This is a genomic window from Streptomyces sp. TBY4, assembly GCF_024213195.1.
In the GTDB taxonomy this organism is placed as follows: domain Bacteria; phylum Actinomycetota; class Actinomycetes; order Streptomycetales; family Streptomycetaceae; genus Streptomyces.
Genome location: NZ_JANAVF010000001.1, coordinates 232985 through 250203, shown reverse-complemented (window position 1 = coordinate 250203; position 17219 = coordinate 232985). Strand labels below are relative to the sequence as shown.

Genomic DNA, 17219 nt, shown 5'->3' with positions numbered 1-17219 from the left:
CGCGGCAGACCGGCGCGCAGGGAGGCGCCGCAAGTGGTGACAGGGTGAGGGAAGAACCCCGGGGCCGCGATCGGGCGCGCCGGGAAGGGGGCGGCTGTTCAGCAGCCGTGTGCTACACGACCCGGAGCCCAGGCGATCTGGTGAGCGAGGCGAAGCGGAACGGACAGGGTCGACATCCGGCTTCGCCTCCTTCCAGGGGCTCTCGAGTTGGTTCGGTTGAAGTTACGTGGCGAGGAATGATCGGTCAAGCACATCTTGGTCGATTCCACGAGGGCCGGTGACCTCGAGGGTCAGGCCGCCGGGCTGGAGGATCGTGCGGGTGTCGAAGGTGGTGCCGGTGCCGGGGGACTGCGCGATCCGGTAGTCGCGGGTGAGGGTCGCGGCCGCGATGGTCATGGCCGTGGTGGCGAAGTGGGTGCCGAGGCAGGTGCGCGGTCCGCCCCCGAAGGGCATGAAGGCGTACTTGGGCAGGGGGGCGGCGGGGCCCTCGATCCAGCGGTCCGGGTCGAACGCGGCGGGCCGGTCGTAGTGCCGCGGGTCGCGGTGGAGGACGAAGGGGCTGACGCCGACCCGCTGGCCGGGGCGGAGCGGGAAGCCGCCGAGTTCGGTGGGCTCCTCCACGGTCCGCTGGATGAGCCAGAGCGGGGGATAGAGCCGGAGGGTCTCCTTCACGACGGCCCCCGCGACGGTCAGCCGGGGCAGGTCGGCCGCGGTGGGGGGCCGCCCCGCGAGCTCGCGTACGGCTTCGTCCCGTACCCGCTCGCGCAGGTCCGGACGCCGGTCGAGGAGGAGCAGCAGCCAGGCGAGCGCGGCGGCGGTGGTCTCGTGGGCGGCGAACAGGTTGGCGACGATCACGTCGGTCGCGCCTTCGCGGGTGAGGGCGCCCTCCTGGCAGGCGGTGTCGAGAAGGTCCGCGACTGCGGGCGCCGAGTCCTCCCGCCGTGTGCCGCGCCGCCGCCGCATCAGGGCGGCGACCTCCTGGGCGAGCTCGTCCGAGGCGCGGTGCAGACGGCGCCGCCGCAGGGCGTGCCAGCGGGCGGGCAGGGGCAGCGCGGGAGGCAGCAGCGCGTCCTGCAGGCGGGCGAGGAGGCCGGGGACCGCCCCGGTCTCGGGCCCGAGGCAGAACTCCGCGATGAGGTGGGCGGTGAGGTCCTCCAGTGCGGGGATCGCCTCGATGCTGCCGCGCGTCCGCCAGCCGTCCGCGTGGCGGGCGACGGTCTGCGCGAGGCGGTCCCCGGCGGCCCGCGTGGCGGTCCGGTTCAGGCCGCGTCCCGCCAGGGCGCGGGCCCGCATCCACCGGGCCAGGTCCTCGGAGGCGCGGCCGCCGTCGATGTCCTCGCCCAGCAGGTCCCGGGCGATCGAGTAGGTGGTGTTGGTGTGCTTGAGCACCTGTTCCGCGAGGACGGGCGAGTTCACGAGGTACAGGTCGTCGTCGAAGCGGACCAGGTCGCCGTACCGCTGCTGGTCGAGCAGGAAGCCGAGGTGGTCCCGCTCGAACGCGCGCCGGTTGCCGTACCGCCCGGCCCCGGAAGGGCCGGGCGGTACGCGGGTCGGGAGCACGGGCTAGCGCCCCTGTACGTAGTAGTAGCCGTACGCGGTGGAGGTGTCCTGGCCGCCGATCGTGCCCTTGACCGGACTGCTGCGCTGCACCTTCGCCCCGGATGGGTCGTTGGCCAGGTGGGCGGAGCCGGATGCGGCGTAGGCCGATCCGGCGCCCATCAGTGCGGCGACGGCGGAGACGGCGATGAGGAGCGACTTGCGCAGGGGGATCAAGGCAGCCATGGCTGTCCTCCTTGTTCGGGGGCCGGGCGGCCGTTCCGCCCTGTCCGTTGCCCCCTATTCCGCCAGCCCGCGGACCCCGGGGCACGCCCCGGGAAGACGTGACGTGACGGCCCTGCGGGCCTCTGGCACAATGCCCGGCTCCCGGCTCCCGGATCGCAGGGGCGGGCGGCGGCCGGCGGCACCCATGACGGAGCCCCCTGCTCGGCGAACACCGCGATCGGCGGGCAGGGGGCTTCCTTCACCGCGCTCCCCGTGGCAGCGAGAGCCGCAAGCAGCCCGGGGGCGGGTGTGCGCACTCAGTGAATCATTCAAGAGGGAAATGCGCCAGCAAGGTGTGCACCTGCGAGCCTTTTTCCTTCATTGCCTCGTAAGTGCTCTACGGCGAGTCGGATGCGGCGACCCCGGCTGGAAATCGTCGGTCCGCCAAACAAACCCCTTGAGGCGCAGGATCACCGGAACGAAGCAACCGCAACGTTTTTTCGCGGTGGGCCGGGGATCTTCGCCGTTACGGTTCCCCGGGATCTGGACGGACGCCCACACGTTCGCCTGCCTTTCCCCGCCGATGAAGGAGAGCTCGACCGATGACTGTTGACACCAGCCCGGAAGCACAGCTGGATCCGCCCCAGCAGAGCCTGGGCACGGCGGCAGCCCGCAACCTTGCCACCACGACCAAGTCCGCCCCGCAGATGCAGGAGATCACCTCCCGCTGGCTGCTGCGGATGCTGCCGTGGGTGGAGACCAAGGGCGGCGCCTACCGGGTGAACCGCCGGCTGAGCTACACCGTCGGTGACGGGAGCATCGAGTTCGTCCAGGACGGTGCACGTGTCCAGGTGATCCCGCGCGAGCTCGGCGAACTCGCCCTGCTGCGGGGCTTCGACGACGACGAAGTGCTGGCGGCGATCGCCGGACGCTGCGTCCAGCGCGATTTCCGGGCCGGCGAGGTGCTGGTCGAGCGGGGTGCTCCCGCCGAGCAGATCCACTTGATCGCCCACGGCCGGATCAGCCAGACCTCCGCGGGCAAGTACGGCGACGAGATCTCCGTCGCGGTCCTCGCCGACGGCGAACGGTTCGGCGAGAACGCCCTGCTGGACGCCGACGCCCGCTGGGACTACACGGCCACCGCCGAGACCCCCGGCACCCTCCTCACGCTCTCCCGCGCCGACTTCGCCGGCATCGTGTCCGGGGCGCCGCACCTCCAGGAGCACATCCAGCGGTTCAGCTCGCTGCCCCTGCAGCGGCAGAACAAGCACGGCGAGGCCGAGATCGCCATGTCGGCCGGCCACGTCGGCGAGGCCGAACTCCCCGGCACCTTCGTCGACTACGAATCGAAGCCGCGCGAGTACGAACTCTCCATCGCCCAGACCGTCCTGCGCGTCCACACGAGGGTCGCCGATCTCTACAACGGTCCGATGAACCAGACCGAGGAGCAACTCCGGCTCACCATCGAGGCCTTGCGCGAGCGCCAGGAACACGAGCTGGTGAACAACCGGGAGTTCGGCCTGCTCCACAACGCCGCGTTCAAGCAGCGGATCCAGACCCACTCCGGCCCGCCCACCCCGGACGACATGGACGAGCTGCTCTGCCGCCGCCGCGGCACCAAGCTCTTCCTCGCCCACCCCCGCACCATCGCGGCGATCGGCCGCGAGATGAACGCCCGCGGGCTCTACCCGGACCACGTGGACGTGGGCGGCCAGCAGGTGCCCGCCTGGCGCGGGGTCCCGATCCTGCCCTGCAACAAGATCCCCATCACCAAGGAGAACACCAGCTCCATCCTCGCCATGCGCACCGGCGAGGACAACCAGGGCGTCATCGGACTGCGCCAGACCGGCCTGCCGGAGGAGTACGAGCCGGGCCTGTCGGTCCGGTTCATGGGCATCGACGAGAAGTCGATCATCTCCTACCTCGTCACCACCTACTACTCCGCCGCGATCCTGGTGCCCGACGCCCTCGGTGTCCTGGAGAACGTGCAGATCGCCCGCCGGAGCGACTGAGCGGCCCCCGCCGGAGCGACTGAGCGGCCGGCGGACCCGTACACCCACCTCACCTAGGAGTCACGGATGCCCGAGCCCGGGCCTTCCCCTCTGCAGTCGAGCCTGCCCGGCGCCGCCGCCCGGTTCGGGGCCCACGTCCTCGGCACCGCCCAGTCCCGCGCGTCCGGCAGCCTGCCGGGTCTGCCCGCGGTACCGGGTCTGCCCGCACCGTCGGCCCCGGCGGACGCGCCCGCACCCGCGCCGCCCGCCCCGAGCCCCGCCCTGCGGCGGCTCCTGGGCGGACCCAGCGGCCTGGGCACGGAGGGCCTGCACCCGGCCCGCTGGGAAGGGGCCACCGCACCCGCACCCGCCCCCGCACTCCCGCCGGCTCCGGAGCCGGCCGCACCGGCGGCCGGAAACCCGATCCCGGGCCTCTACTACCACCCGGTGGCGGAGCCGGACCCGGCGCGGGTGGAGGAGGTCAGCCGCAGGATCAAGGCATGGGCGCTGGAAGAGGTCGAGCTGTACCCCGAGGAATGGGAGGACCAGTTCGACGGCTTCCATGTAGGCCGCTACATGGTGGCCTGCCACCCGGACGCCCCCACCGTCGAACACCTGATGCTCGCCACACGGCTGATGGTCGCCGAGAACGCGGTCGACGACGTCTACTGCGAGGACCACGGCGGCTCGCCCGTCGGCCTCGGCGGACGCCTCCTGCTGGCGCACACCGCCCTCGACCCCCTCCACACCACGAAGGAGTACGAGCCGGCGTGGGTGGCGTCGCTCCAGTCGGACGCCCCCCGGCGGGCCTACCGCTCCGCCATGGAGTACTTCGTCCAGCAGGCCACCCCCTCCCAGGCCGACCGGTTCCGGCACGACATGGCCCGGCTGCACCTCGGCTACCTCGCCGAGGCGGCCTGGAGCCAGACGGAGTACGTCCCGGAGGTGTGGGAGTACCTGTCCATGCGGCAGTTCAACAACTTCCGCCCCTGCCCCACCATCACCGACACGGTCGGCGGGTACGAGCTCCCGGCCGATCTGCACGCCCAGGCGGCCATGCAGCGGGTCATCGCGCTCGCCGGGAACGCCACCACCATCGTCAACGACCTCTATTCCTACACCAAGGAACTCGCCTCCCCCGGGCGGCACTTGAACCTGCCCGTGGTGATCGCCGACCGGGAGGGGACCTCCGACCAGGAGGGCTACCTCAAGGCGGTCGAGGTCCACAACGACCTCATGCACGCCTTCGAAGCGGAGGCCGCCGCCCTGGCCGCGGCCTGCCCCGTCCCGAGCGTTCTGCGCTTCCTGCGGGGAGTCGCCGTCTGGGTCGACGGCAACCACTACTGGCACCAGACCAATACCTATCGCTACAGCCTGCCCGACTTCTGGTAAGGACGGACCTATTAGTGACCAGCACTGACCTGACCACCAGCTCCAACGGCACCACCCCGGCCCCCGTGATCATTCCCGGGCCGGCCACCCCCTACCAGGGGGACATCGCCCGCTACTGGAACAACGAGGCCAGGCCCGTGAACCTGCGGCTCGGTGACGTGGACGGCCTCTACCACCACCACTACGGCATCGGTGACGTGGACCACGCAGCCCTCGGCGACACCGGCGACGGCGCGTACGAGAAGAAGCTGGTCGCGGAGCTCCACCGGCTGGAGTCGGCGCAGGCCGAACTCCTCCTGGACCACCTCGGACCCATCGGCCGCGAGGACACCCTCGTGGACGCCGGCTGCGGCCGCGGCGGTTCGATGGTCATGGCCCACCAGCGCTTCGGATGCAAGGTCGAGGGCGTCACCCTCTCCGCCAAGCAGGCCGACTTCGCCAACCAGCGCGCCCGCGAGCTCGGCATCGACGACCACGTCCGGGCCCGCGTCTGCAACATGCTCGGCACGCCCTTCGAGACCGGGCAGGCCGCGGCGTCCTGGAACAACGAGTCCAGCATGTACGTCGACCTGGACGACCTCTTCGCCGAGCACTCCCGCGTCCTGAAGGTCGGCGGCCGGTACGTGACCATCACCGGCTGCTGGAACCCCCGTTACGGGCAGCCCTCGAAGTGGGTCTCCCAGATCAACGCGCACTTCGAGTGCAACATCCACTCCCGCCGGGAGTACCTCAAGGCCATGGCGGACAACCGCCTCGTACCGCAGGCGGTCATCGACCTGACCCCCGCGACCCTGCCCTACTGGGAGCTGCGGGCCACGTCCTCGCTGGTCACCGGCATCGAGGAGGCGTTCATCGAGTCCTACAAGGACGGCTCCTTCCAGTACGTCCTGATCGCGGCCGACCGCATCTGACGACTGCCCGAAGGCAGGCGAACGCCCGTGGCCGGGCCCGTCGTACGGACGGGCCCGGCCACGGGGCTGCGGAGCCTCAGAGCAACTGTGCTGCCCGCACGAGGAGTTCCTCGTACACCTCCGGCCGGTCCCCGTCGATCACGGGGAACCCCTGCCCGAAGTCGCCGTTCACCCACCGCGCCTCGATGCCCGGGTTGGCCATGTCGGTGCCGTCGTGGAGGAACACGTGCGGGCTGCAGTTGACCCGCCCCTCGCGCGCCGACTCGTACTGGGCCGTCACCGCGGCCCGCGCCGAGCCCGTGTCCAGGGCCCGGGCGAGCCCCTCCACCTCGACGGCGCCCGTCTCGGCTGCCACCTCCAGGATGACGTGGCGCATCGAGATGCAGCGGCCCTCCGCCCAGAAGGCCCGCCGCAGCCCGCGGTCGAGCCGCTCACTGGCCTCCAGGGACTGGGACTTGGCCGCGTGCACCGCTTCCAGCGCCGGCAGGGTCGTGACCGGGTACGCCCAGTCGGGCCCCTGCCACAGCCGCCAGCCGGCTTCCGGTTCGAGCGCGCCGAGCACCGAGATCTCGGAGTCGACCCCTGGCCGGGCGTTGACCTCCCGGTTGAACAACTCCAGGGGAAAGGCCCGGAAGTCGAACCAGATCCGCCCCTCCAGGCCCAGCCTGCGCCGGGTCTCGTGCAGCCGGTGCACGGCCACGTGGGCGAAGGAGCAGTTCAGATCGGTGTAGACGCTGATCGTGTCGGGGGTCGCGGGCAGCCGCGGGTCCGCGACCCCGCTGTCCTCTGTCAGGGTCGGGTCCTTCGTGGTCGTGGTGGTCACGGGGTTCAGCCTTCCTGTTCGGGCCGGGTGCTGTGCGAGAACCGGGCCACGGTGACGTCCCCGGAGACGACGGAGCCCTCCCAGCCGTAGACCTGTCCGAAGGATCCGGATCCGGTGTCCGCCGGGTGCCGCCGGGAGAAGGTGAGCGCGATCCGGTCGCCGGGCCGCACCGGCACGGCGTCGCGGACCGGCAGGTAGGCGTGCTTCCAGCTGTCCGAGGTCGTACGGGCCGACGGATCGTCCGCCGCGACCTCGTCACCCGAGATGTCCAGGGCCACGGTGTCCGAGAGGGTGGCCACGAAATAGCCCTTGAACCCGGTGAACAGCCCCGCCCGCTGGACGGTGTAGACGAGCGGAACCTCGTACGAGGTCTCCTGCGCGCCGTGCGCCCCCTCGAAGGCGTACCGGCGCACGAGCCGCGGCGCCGAGAGCTGTCCGCCCACCGGGACGATCGCGTCGTAGTAGAGGTCGAAGGCGTCCCGTGCCCCGCGCCCCTTCAGCAGCTCGGCGAACTCGGCCGGGCCCCCGGCGTCCTGAGGCGATCCGTCGCGCACCCGGCCGTGGGCGGCCTCCGCGGTGACCGGTACGAGATAGCTCTCCACGGCCACCGGCAGCATCGCGCCGCCCGGCCGCAGGAAGCGGGCGCGGGCGTCGTCGAGGATCGCGACGCAGTTCTCGTTGTCGGCGAGATTGCCCATGATCTCGGAGATGATCAGGTCCACCCGCTCGGGCAGCTCGATGTCGAAGGAGAACCCGCGCAGCGGATGGAAGCGGTCCCCGAACCCGGCCTCGGTCAGCCGCCGCGTCGCGGTCCGGAGGATGTTCTCGTTGAGGTCGATGCCGTAGACCCGGGCCGCCCCGGCCTCCAGCGCCCACTGGGCCAGGATGCCGGTACCGGTTCCCAGGTCGAGGACGGTGGCGCCCGGCCGCACCGCCTCGGTGACGGCCGCCTTGTAGGCGTCCATGCGCAGCCGGTCGCCCAGCATGAGGTCGTGGAAGCCGTCGTCCCATTCGAGGAGCCGCTCGGAGGCCGGCAGCCAGACGTCCTGCGGCTCGTACGACTGCCCGAGCACGCCCGCGCGGTGCACCGTCAGCGGATCCGCCGACGGGCCGGCCACCGGGCAGCCGGTGGCGAGGTCGAAGCTGGTGCCGTGCAGCGGGCACGTGATGCGCAGGGTGCGCGCGTTGACCTGCCCGTGCACGAGCCGGCCGAGCCGGTGCGTACAGGCGGCGTCGATTACGAACTCCCGGCCCGCGACGCGGACCCGCACCCGGTCGCCCGGCAGCTCTTCCAGCACGGCGTCGCTCATGCCGCCTCCCGCGCGCGTGCGACGGCGGCGTCGAAGGCGCCCCCGATCAGCCCGGACAGCAGCTGAGCCCCGATCCAGAGCTTCGTCGCGTCGAGCCCGCGCTCCGCCTCGTACTCCTTGATCGCGGTCTGCATCTCCCGCATGTGGAAGGTGTCGATGTGCAGGTGCTCGGTGTAGTACCTGCCCCGCTCGATCCCCAGCCGGGTGCAGGCGCGGGCCTGCACCGCGAAGGCGTCGGGGATGCTCGCCTCCAGGTAGGCCAGTGCGCCGAGGAAGTACTCGACGTGCGCGGCGCGCTGGGTGAGCCAGTAGAAGACGTTGAGGAACGCGTACGTCTCGTCCCCGGTGGTGTCGAGGAAGCTCTCCAGCTCCTGGGGGAGCCCCAGTTCGGCGAGCAGGTCGAGGTAGAGCTTGGAGTGGGTCTGCTGGAGGTTGCCGCAGCCGAACTCGTCGATGAGCACCCGCATCACGGCCATCTGCGAGCGGATCGGGAGCCGGGGGATCGCCGGGAAGAAGTTCTGCGCCTCGGTCAGTCCGTCGAGCGCGAACTCCCGTACCACGACGGCGAACTGCTCCCGGGTGGCCTTCTCGGCGAGATAGCTCCCGGCCGGGCTGCCCTCGCGTTCGAGGGCCAGCAGTCCGTCGAGGCGCTCCTTCCACTCGGCCCGGCCGGCGAGCGTCGGCGTACGGTCCGTGAGGTCCTCGACGAGGGGCCCGATCCAGGCCGCCTCCAGATCCTCGATCCGGGCGACGACCGCGGAGCTCTGGAGGGAGCGGTTGTGGAGGAACAGCCGCTTGTGCGGGCTGTCGGTGGGCTTCGGTGTCACGTTCAGCACGGGACCTCCCGGTCGGTCTCGATCACGGCGCGCCGCAGCAGTTCGGTCTTCAGCGAGCGGTACCAGTCGTCCCGGTCCAGGCCGTACCGTTCGTACGCGGCGTGCAGCTGCGCCGCCCGTTCCTCGCCGCGGTCGGTCAACAGGGCCTTGCAGAGCTCCGGTTCGACGTTGCCCAGCGCGACGACCCAGCCGTCGACGGGTCCGGAGTCCAGCAGGAGGTGTTCGAGCCCCTGGACCACGGGCACGCCCGGGCCGGCCGCGATCAGCGCACGGGTGAACCCGGGATCCCCGGCGGAGTCCTTGACCCCGGCCACCCCGGGCAGGGCGCAGACCCGCAGCAGGGTGCCGAGTTCGAGGCCGTTCCCGGAGACGGCCGACTCGTGGTAGACGATCACGGGCAGTCCGGCCCCGGTCACGGCCTCGAAGTGGCGGACCATCTCCTCCTGGGTCACGTCCGCCCCGTACGGGGTGGTGACCACGACCGCGGCGGCGCCGAGCCCGCCCGCGTCGCGGGCGAGGGCGAGGACCCCGTCGGTGGTGGGCCGCAGGATCCCGGCGAGGACCGGCACGCCCTCGGCGTACCGGACGGCGACGGTCAGCGTCTGCCGCCACTGCCGGTCGGACAGGGAGCCCCCCTCACCGGTGCTCAGTGCGGGTAACAGGGCGTCCGCGTAAGGCCGTACGGTCGCGATGAGGCGGGCCATGCTCTTCTCGTCGATCTCTCCCGCCGCGTCGACGGGGGTGACGAGCGCGGTGGTCGTTCCGGTGATCATCGGTCCTCCGTCACAGGGCTTCGGCCGGCACGCGCAGGGCGAGGGACTGCTGGTAGAGGTCTTCCAGTGGCTCGGGGAAGCGGGCCTCCGGCCCGTCGGCCCCGGTCACGGCGCGCACCGCGAACCCGGTGGTGGCCGCCAGGCGCGGGCTGGCCGTGTGCAGCAGCCCCTTGCGGTCCCGGACCATGCCGAGGAGCAGCCGCTCGTGCACCGGCAGGGACCGGGGCAGCTCCGTGCCGGTGGCGTGCAGGACGTCCGCCTCCTCGTAGCCGAGCCGGCGGATGTCCATGACGGTGTGCAGGTTGTCCATGAACGGGTAGTAGGCGTCCTGGAGTTCGCGGGAGAACCCCCAGATGATGTCGTCGCAGCGGCCCACCTGCTCCAGGCTCATGACGATCCGGCCGTCGAGCCGGTCCACGAAGAAGGCCTTGCAGGCGCGGCGTACGCCCTCGTCCTCGCTGTTCATGCCGAGGAAGAGCGCGGCGTCGGCGTACTCGTCGGGGACGGTCGTGTCAGACGGCATGGCGGTCGAGCACCTCTCGCGTCCGGGCCATGGCGTCGGAGAACACCTGCGGGTCGCGCGCGAGGGCGAAGCGGACGAAGGCCTCGCCCCGGTCGGGCTGGCTCCAGTAGAAGAACCGGCCGGGCAGGACGTACACCTCGGCCTCCGCCAGCAGCCGCTGCAGTTCGGTCGCGGTCAGCTCCGGGTGGTTGATGCGCGCCCAGGCGACGCTCACTCCGGCGACGGGCTCCTGGTACTCCAGGATCGTGCCGTCGATCGCCTTGCGTATCGCCTCGCGGTTCTGGGTGAGGACCTCGCGGACCGAGCCGAGCTGGTCACGGGTGGAGTCCTGGACGTACTGGGTCAGCATGTTGAGCACGAAGGGGGAGACGTTGAGCAGCACGCTGGTGTGCAGGTTGTAGACGTCCTCGCGGATGTCGTCGCTGGCCGTGATCATGGCCGCCTTGGCGTCCTGAACGGGCCAGGTCTTGCCCGTGTCCTCGATGGCCAGGTACGAGATGCCGGAGCTTTCGAGGAGCTCGTAGATGTCGAAGCGGGCGAGCTTCTCGTCGTAGAGGGTGAACGAGGCGAAGCAGAAGTCGATGACCAGCAGCTTGTTGTGGTCCTTGCAGAAGCGGACCACCTCCTCGAAGCCCCTGCGGCCGTGCTGGAGCAGGGTGAAGCCGGTGGGGTTGTTCGGGTCGACGAGGAACAGGGCGTCGGTGCGGACCAGGCGCTTGAGCTCGGAGTAGATCCGGTCCGGGTCGTGGAGCGCCGACTCCTCGATCGGGTACATCGGTACGCCCATGTTGTTCAGGACGTCGTAGAGGTTGTCGAAACAGGGCTCGACCAGCGTGACCGACTTGCGCTGCTGCTTGAGGTACATGCCGGCGACCATCGTCGAGATCGAGGCGGCGTACGACAGCAGGGTCTTGTTCTTGGCCAGGGCGGTGTCCTGGCGGTGCAGGGTGAAGAAGGCCTCGATGAACCGCTCCTCGGCCGTGGCCTGCAGGCCGCGCTCCGCCTCGTACCAGAGCTCGGGGAGCCGGGCGACGATCTCGCGCTGGCTGTCCGACTGCTGCTGGTGGGTGTGGGCGTCGGCGAGGTTGAACCTGGTGCGCAGCGCCTGGATCTCGTGCTGGGTCAGGTCGAGGAGCTGGTGGTCCGGGCTGGTCGGGCTGGGGTGCGTGGTCATGCTTCCTCCGATCAGGAACGGGCGTGCCACGGGGGATCAGGCGCAGTGCGGGTGCGTCACGGTCGCGGAGACCTGTGACCCCGAGGAACCGGAGGCCGAGGAGGTGCGGTGGCCCTCGACTTGTGCCATGGTGTGTCCCCCGTAAGCGGACTACGGTCCGGTTGGAAGGACCCTGGCACATCGGTTTCCCGGGAGCAAGAAAACGAACGGCGAAGATCGGGGGAGGGGTTAGATGCCATTGCGGCCCGCTCCGGTACGGCACGTGTCCGTGCTGGGTACACTCACGAACACTCACACCTACGAGGTCACGAACGAAGGCAGAGCATGAGCGCGGGGTCACCTGAAGTGGCCGAACTCATCCGGCGGCCGGTTCGCGAGCGGGCGGATGCCGCGCGCAACCGCAGCCGCATCCTGGTGGTCGCGGCGGAACTGTTCAGGGAACTGGGCGTCGACAACGTCTCGCTCGACGCGATCGCGGCGCGCGCGGGCGTCGGCAAGGGAACCCTGTACCGCCGGTTCGGCAGCAAGTCCGGGCTGGCCGTCGCCCTGCTCGACGCGCAGGAGAGCGAGCTGCAGGACAGGATGCTGCACGGGCCGCCGCCCCTGGGGCCCGGAGGTGATGCGGGCATGCGGATCGCCGCCTTCTTCGACACCTATCTCGATCTGCTCGACACGAACCTGGAGCTGGTCCGGCTCTCGGAGACCACCGCGCCCGGGGTCCGGTACCAGATCGGCTCCTACTGCCTGTGGCAGCACCACCTGTCCGTCCTGCTGGCCGAGGCGCGGCCGGAGCTGGACGCCCAGGGCACCTCGCACCTGCTGCTCGCCATGGTCGACGCGGACCTCCAGCAGGCGCTGCGCAGCAGCGAGTTCACCTCCGTACGGATCCGGGGGGCACTCGGCGAGATGGTGCGGCGGGTCCTGGCCGCCTGAGCGGGCAGGGGTGATCCCGGTACGGCCGGGGGCCGCACCGGGACCGGCAGGTCGGCGCGCGGGGCGTCAGACCTCCCTGACCGCCTCGATCTCCAGCGAGAGCTCGATCTCCTTGGAGACCAGGAACCCGCCGGTTTCCAGGGCCATGTTCCAGGTCAGGCCCCAGTCCTCGCGGTTGATCTTGCCGTGGGCCGAGAAGACCGTGCGGTCGTTGCCCCACGGGTCCTTGGCGTGGCCCAGGTAGTCGACGTCGAGCTCGACGCGACGGGTGAACTCCTTGATCGTGAGATCGCCCACGAGCGTGCCGCTCGTACCGTTCCAGCTCACCGACGTCGAGGTGAACGTGGCCCGGGGGTGCTCGGTCACGTCGAAGAACTCGGCGGACCGCAGGTGGTCGTCCCGGGCCGTGTCCCCGCTGCTGACGCTGGCCATGTCGATCACCGCGGTGACCTTGCTGTCCTCGGGCCGCTCGCCGATGTAGACGGTGGCGTCGACGCCGGTGAACCGGCCGCGCACCTTCGTGAGCATGAAGTGCCGGCCGAGGAAGCCGACCTCGGCGTGGCCCGGGTCGACCTTCCAGTCGCCCACGGCCGGGAGTTCCACCCCGTCCAGGATGCGGGTCGGGGATGTTGCGCTACTGGTCATCGTCCGTTCCTCCTGCTCGTGTGTGGATGCGGCGCTCAGACGCCGGACTCGGTCGGGAGGCCGCCCCCGATCCAGTCCTCCTTGCCGTCCTTGTAGGTGAAGACCTTCGAGTAGCCGAGCTCGGCCAGGCGCTCGGCCGCGATCCCGGAGTTGGAGCAGGTCGTACCGGTGCAGTAGACGATGACCTCGGCGTCCTTGTCGGGCAGCAGGCCGGGGGCCAGCGCGTCGACGTCGTCGAGGGGGAGGAGCAGCGCCCCCGGGAGGTGCGCCTCCTTGTAGTACTGCTCCGGAAGGGCCTCCACGACCGCGGTCTTGCCGCCGTCGAGCTTCTGCTTGACCTCGTCGCGGGAGAGGTTCTGAACCGCCATGTAGCCAGCCTCCGAAAATCACGGATCAATAAGTGCGTACGCACGCACCTTAACAACTATGTGCGGGCGCACGCAATAGGAGTAGGATCGCGGTGTGACCGGACAGGATGATCGACTTGAGGCGTGGCGGGCGATGCTCCTCGCGCACAACACCGCCGTACGCGCCATCGAGAGCGACGTGCAGCGCGACGGCCGGATCCCCTTGACGTGGTACGACGTACTGCTCGAACTCAAGGCGGCCGGGAAACAGGGGCTGCGCATGCAGGAAGTGGCCAACCGGGTGGTCCTCAGCCGTACCCGGGTCAGCCGTCTGATCGACGAGATGGTGCGCGCCGGCCTCGTGGACAAGCTGCCCGACCCGCACGACAAGCGGGCCTCCTGGGCCGTCATCACCCCGGCCGGGTCCGAGGCCCACCGGGCGACCGCTCCCGTCTACATGCGCAGCATCCAGAAGCACTTCTCCGCGCACCTCACGGAGGAGGACGCCGCGGTGATCGCCCGGGCGCTGTTGAAGGTCGCCCAGCCCGACTCCGGCATCCAGCTGGGCTGACGTCCGGCCGGAGGCCGGAGTCGGGCTGGATGCCGGAGTCGGGCCGGATGTCGGAGTCGGGCCGCGTCCACGTCGCGCACCGCGCACGGAATCCCGTACGGGCGTATTTCGAGCAGGGCCCGCCGCTCCGTGCGGCGGGCCCTGCCCGTCTCACGTGCAGGAAGCGCAGAGCCCCCGGTAGGTGACCTCGACCCCGGACACCGTGAATCCGAACCGCTCCTCGGCCGGAAGGCCGGCCAGCGGGTCGCCCGTGGGGTGGACGTCGCGGATCAGGCCGCAGCCGGAGCACACCAGGTGCTGGTGCGGGTGGTGCGCGTTGGGGTCGTACCGTTTGGCCCGGCCGTCCGTGGTGACCTCCATGACCTCGCCGAGGGAGACCAGCTCGCCCAGGGCGTTGTAGACGGTGGCCCGGGAGATCTCGGGCAGCCGCTCCACCGCGCGGGCGTGCACCTCGTCGGCCGTGAGGTGCACGTGGTCACCGTCGAGCACCTCCGCGACCACGCGCCGCTGCGAGGTCATTCGCCAGCCGCGCTCGCGCAGCCGCTCCAGCAGGTCACTCATATCCGCTCACCGTTTTCCGGGGTCGGCGGGTGTCCCGGAAGTCACCCGCGGACATCCGGGATCCGACAAGATGTGGGCTTGGTTCGGGCTTGGTGTCGTTCTTGACTTGGATTCCGTCCATCGTAGGATCGGTCGGGTCTGCAGCCAAGGGACAGGAACGGTCCAGAGCGGCGCGAGACTGGATTTGAGACCGTCCGGGACGGTGACCGCCCCGGACGTCAGGACGACCCGTGAAAGCGGGGCCCGCGAACCGGACCCCGTGCCCCGAAATGTTCCACCGCATGCAGTTCCTGATCACCGTGACCGCCTGGTCCGGTCCGGAAGGATTCCCATGTCTGAGAACCACGATGCAATCGTCACGGACGCGAAGAGCGAGGGCGGCGGCTGCCCGGTCGCGCACGAGCGGGCCCCGCACCCCACCCAGGGCGGCGGAAACCGCCAGTGGTGGCCGGACCGGCTGAACCTGAAGATCCTCGCCAAGAACCCCGCCGTGGCCAACCCCCTCGGCGAGGGGTTCGACTACGCCGCCGCGTTCAACACGCTCGACCTCCCGGCGGTCAAGCGGGACATCGCGGAGGTGCTGACCAGCTCGCAGGAGTGGTGGCCCGCCGACTTCGGCCACTACGGCCCGCTCATGATCCGCATGGCCTGGCACAGCGCGGGCACCTACCGCATCAGCGACGGCCGCGGCGGCGCCGGAGCCGGCCAGCAGCGGTTCGCCCCCCTCAACAGCTGGCCGGACAACGGCAACCTCGACAAGGCCCGCCGCCTGCTGTGGCCGGTCAAGAAGAAGTACGGCCAGAGCCTCTCCTGGGCCGACCTCATGATCCTCACGGGCAATGTCGCCCTGGAGTCGATGGGCTTCGAGACCTTCGGCTTCGGCGGCGGCCGCCCGGACGTCTGGGAGGCCGACGAGGACGTGTACTGGGGTCCCGAGACCAACTGGCTCGACGACGAGCGCTACACCGGCGACCGCGAGCTGGAGAACCCCCTCGGCGCGGTCCAGATGGGCCTCATCTACGTCAACCCCGAGGGCCCCAACGGCAACCCGGACCCGATCGCCGCCGCCCGCGACATCCGCGAGACCTTCCGCCGGATGGCGATGAACGACGAGGAGACCGTCGCCCTCATCGCGGGCGGCCACACCTTCGGCAAGACCCACGGCGCGGGCCCGGCCGAGAGCGTCGGCGACGACCCCGAGGCCGCCCCGCTCGAGGCCCAGGGCCTGGGCTGGGCGAGCACCTACCGCAGCGGCAAGGGCACAGACGCGATCACCAGCGGTCTCGAGGTCACCTGGACCAGCACCCCGACCCGGTGGGGCAACGAGTTCTTCAGGAACCTCTTCGAGTACGAGTACGAGCTCACCCAGAGCCCGGCCGGCGCGAACCAGTGGGTGGCGAAGAACGCCGAGGCGATCATCCCCGACGCGTACGACGCCTCGAGGAAGCACCTCCCGACCATGCTCACCACCGACCTGTCGCTGCGCTTCGACCCGGTCTACGAGCCGATCTCCCGGCGCTTCTACGAGAACCCGGACCAGTTCGCGGACGCCTTCGCCCGCGCCTGGTACAAGCTGACGCACCGTGACATGGGCCCGGTCGTCCGCTACCTCGGCCCCGAGGTCCCGTCCGAGACCCTGCTGTGGCAGGACCCGCTCCCGGCGCGTTCCGGCGAGCCGGTCGGCGCCGCGGACATCGCCTCCCTCAAGGAGCAGATCCTCGGCTCGGGCCTCACCGTCTCCCAGCTGGTCTCGGCCGCCTGGGCGGCGGCCTCGTCCTTCCGCGGCAGCGACAAGCGCGGCGGCGCCAACGGCGGCCGCATCCGCCTGGAGCCGCAGCGCAACTGGGAGGTCAACAACCCGGACGACCTCGCGCAGGTGCTCCGCACGCTCGAGGGCATCCAGAGCTCCTTCAACTCCGGGGCCAAGCAGGTCTCGCTGGCCGACCTCGTCGTGCTCGCGGGCTCCGCGGCCGTGGAGAAGGCCGCCGCGGACGGCGGTGTCCGGGTCGCGGTGCCGTTCACCCCGGGCCGCGTCGACGCCACGGAGGAGCAGACGGACGTCGAGGCCTTCGCCGCGCTGGAGCCGTCCTCCGACGGGTTCCGCAACTACGTGGGCAAGGGCAACCGCCTGCCGGCCGAGTACCTGCTGCTCGACAAGGCCAACCTGCTGAACCTCAGCGCCCCCGAGATGACCGTCCTCGTCGGCGGCCTGCGCGTGCTCGGGGCGAACCACCAGCAGTCGACGGCCGGTGTCCTCACCGACCGCCCCGGCACCCTGACCAACGACTTCTTCGTCAACCTGCTCGACCTGGGCACGACGTGGAAGGCGACCTCCGAGGACGCCCACGCCTTCGAGGGCCGCGACGACTCGGGCAAGGTCCGGTGGACCGGCAGCCGGGCCGACCTGGTCTTCGGCTCGAACTCCGAGCTGCGGGCCCTCGCGGAGGTCTACGCGAGCGACGACGCGAAGGAGAAGTTCGTCAAGGACTTCGTCGCCGCCTGGGACAAGGTCATGAACCTGGACCGGTTCGACCTGGTCTGATCCCGGCGTCCGCGGCCCCGGCACCCGCCGGGGCCGCGGAGCCGCGTTCACCCGGACGGCGGAGCAGCGGGGGCCGCGGGCGGCGGGCCGGGGCAGTCTGTGCACAGGACCGCCATCACCGCACAG

Annotated in this window: 17 protein-coding genes; 6 read left to right on the top strand and 11 right to left on the bottom strand. The window is 70.8% G+C overall.

Going from position 1 to position 17219, the window contains the following annotated elements; all coding sequences use genetic code 11:
• Positions 1 to 222: 222 nt before the first annotated feature.
• Together NLX94_RS01180 and NLX94_RS01175 are read right to left on the bottom strand one after the other, a co-directional pair.
• Positions 223 to 1560, bottom strand: a complete 1338-nt coding sequence (locus NLX94_RS01180; protein ID WP_254380630.1) for a cytochrome P450 — start codon at positions 1558 to 1560, stop codon at positions 223 to 225.
• A gap of 3 nt (positions 1561 to 1563) precedes the next feature.
• On the bottom strand, positions 1564 to 1782 hold the full coding sequence (locus NLX94_RS01175; RefSeq protein WP_254380629.1) for a hypothetical protein: 219 nt from the start codon (positions 1780 to 1782) through the stop codon (positions 1564 to 1566).
• 581 nt (positions 1783 to 2363) lie between these two features.
• Here NLX94_RS01175 and NLX94_RS01170 point away from each other — a divergent pair.
• The 3 genes from NLX94_RS01170 to NLX94_RS01160 all read left to right on the top strand — a co-directional run bounded on the left by NLX94_RS01170 (position 2364) and on the right by NLX94_RS01160 (position 6055).
• Positions 2364 to 3773, top strand: coding sequence for a family 2B encapsulin nanocompartment shell protein (locus NLX94_RS01170; protein WP_254380628.1), 1410 nt, complete (start codon positions 2364 to 2366; stop codon positions 3771 to 3773).
• 66 nt (positions 3774 to 3839) lie between these two features.
• Positions 3840 to 5144: a family 2 encapsulin nanocompartment cargo protein terpene cyclase gene (locus NLX94_RS01165; RefSeq protein WP_254380627.1), complete on the top strand. Its 1305-nt coding sequence runs from the start codon at positions 3840 to 3842 to the stop codon at positions 5142 to 5144.
• A 14-nt stretch (positions 5145 to 5158) separates the two neighbouring features.
• The gene (locus tag NLX94_RS01160; protein WP_254380626.1) at positions 5159 to 6055 is read left to right on the top strand and encodes a geranyl diphosphate 2-C-methyltransferase; all 897 of its coding nucleotides are present in this window, start codon (positions 5159 to 5161) and stop codon (positions 6053 to 6055) included.
• A 76-nt stretch (positions 6056 to 6131) separates the two neighbouring features.
• On the opposite strand, the gene NLX94_RS01155 is transcribed toward NLX94_RS01160, so the two are convergent.
• Genes NLX94_RS01155 through NLX94_RS01130 form a run of 6 tightly spaced genes read right to left on the bottom strand, consistent with a single transcriptional unit; the run spans position 6132 to position 11494 of the window.
• Positions 6132 to 6878 (bottom strand): DsbA family protein, encoded by a 747-nt coding sequence (locus tag NLX94_RS01155; RefSeq protein WP_254380625.1) that lies wholly within the window; start codon positions 6876 to 6878, stop codon positions 6132 to 6134.
• Positions 6879 to 6883: 5 nt separating this feature from the next.
• Positions 6884 to 8188: a methyltransferase domain-containing protein gene (locus NLX94_RS01150; protein WP_254380624.1), complete on the bottom strand. Its 1305-nt coding sequence runs from the start codon at positions 8186 to 8188 to the stop codon at positions 6884 to 6886.
• The gene (locus NLX94_RS01145) at positions 8185 to 9024 is read right to left on the bottom strand and encodes an iron-containing redox enzyme family protein (protein ID WP_254380623.1); all 840 of its coding nucleotides are present in this window, start codon (positions 9022 to 9024) and stop codon (positions 8185 to 8187) included. The genes NLX94_RS01150 and NLX94_RS01145 overlap by 4 nt, the downstream gene beginning before the upstream one ends.
• Positions 9018 to 9797: a dihydrodipicolinate synthase family protein gene (locus NLX94_RS01140; RefSeq protein WP_254380622.1), complete on the bottom strand. Its 780-nt coding sequence runs from the start codon at positions 9795 to 9797 to the stop codon at positions 9018 to 9020. The genes NLX94_RS01145 and NLX94_RS01140 overlap by 7 nt, the downstream gene beginning before the upstream one ends.
• A gap of 10 nt (positions 9798 to 9807) precedes the next feature.
• Positions 9808 to 10320: a DUF6190 family protein gene (locus NLX94_RS01135; RefSeq protein ID WP_254380621.1), complete on the bottom strand. Its 513-nt coding sequence runs from the start codon at positions 10318 to 10320 to the stop codon at positions 9808 to 9810.
• Positions 10310 to 11494, bottom strand: a complete 1185-nt coding sequence (locus tag NLX94_RS01130; RefSeq protein WP_254380620.1) for an aminotransferase class I/II-fold pyridoxal phosphate-dependent enzyme — start codon at positions 11492 to 11494, stop codon at positions 10310 to 10312. Before NLX94_RS01130 ends, NLX94_RS01135 begins: the two co-directional genes overlap by 11 nt.
• 324 nt (positions 11495 to 11818) lie before the next feature.
• Here NLX94_RS01130 and NLX94_RS01125 point away from each other — a divergent pair, with 324 nt between their 5' ends.
• A complete protein-coding gene (locus tag NLX94_RS01125) occupies positions 11819 to 12427 on the top strand; it encodes a TetR/AcrR family transcriptional regulator (protein WP_254380619.1) in 609 nt (202 codons plus the stop codon).
• 66 nt (positions 12428 to 12493) lie between these two features.
• On the opposite strand, the gene NLX94_RS01120 is transcribed toward NLX94_RS01125, so the two are convergent.
• Both NLX94_RS01120 and NLX94_RS01115 read right to left on the bottom strand, forming a co-directional pair.
• Entirely contained in the window at positions 12494 to 13072 is a 579-nt protein-coding gene (locus NLX94_RS01120) for a YceI family protein (protein WP_254380618.1), read from the bottom strand.
• Between the two features lie 35 nt (positions 13073 to 13107).
• On the bottom strand, positions 13108 to 13440 hold the full coding sequence (locus NLX94_RS01115) for a rhodanese-like domain-containing protein (protein WP_254380617.1): 333 nt from the start codon (positions 13438 to 13440) through the stop codon (positions 13108 to 13110).
• Positions 13441 to 13534: 94 nt separating this feature from the next.
• Here NLX94_RS01115 and NLX94_RS01110 point away from each other — a divergent pair, with 94 nt between their 5' ends.
• Entirely contained in the window at positions 13535 to 13990 is a 456-nt protein-coding gene (locus tag NLX94_RS01110; RefSeq protein WP_254380616.1) for a helix-turn-helix domain-containing protein, read from the top strand.
• Between the two features lie 150 nt (positions 13991 to 14140).
• Here the strand turns inward: NLX94_RS01110 and NLX94_RS01105 are convergent, their stop codons facing one another.
• Positions 14141 to 14551 carry a Fur family transcriptional regulator gene (locus NLX94_RS01105; protein ID WP_254380615.1) on the bottom strand — a complete coding sequence of 137 codons (411 nt, stop codon included), beginning with the start codon at positions 14549 to 14551 and terminating at the stop codon, positions 14141 to 14143.
• A gap of 331 nt (positions 14552 to 14882) precedes the next feature.
• Between NLX94_RS01105 and katG the strand changes: the two genes are divergently transcribed.
• Positions 14883 to 17093: a catalase/peroxidase HPI gene (gene katG, locus NLX94_RS01100; RefSeq protein WP_254380614.1), complete on the top strand. Its 2211-nt coding sequence runs from the start codon at positions 14883 to 14885 to the stop codon at positions 17091 to 17093.
• The last annotated feature ends 126 nt before the right edge of the window (positions 17094 to 17219 follow it).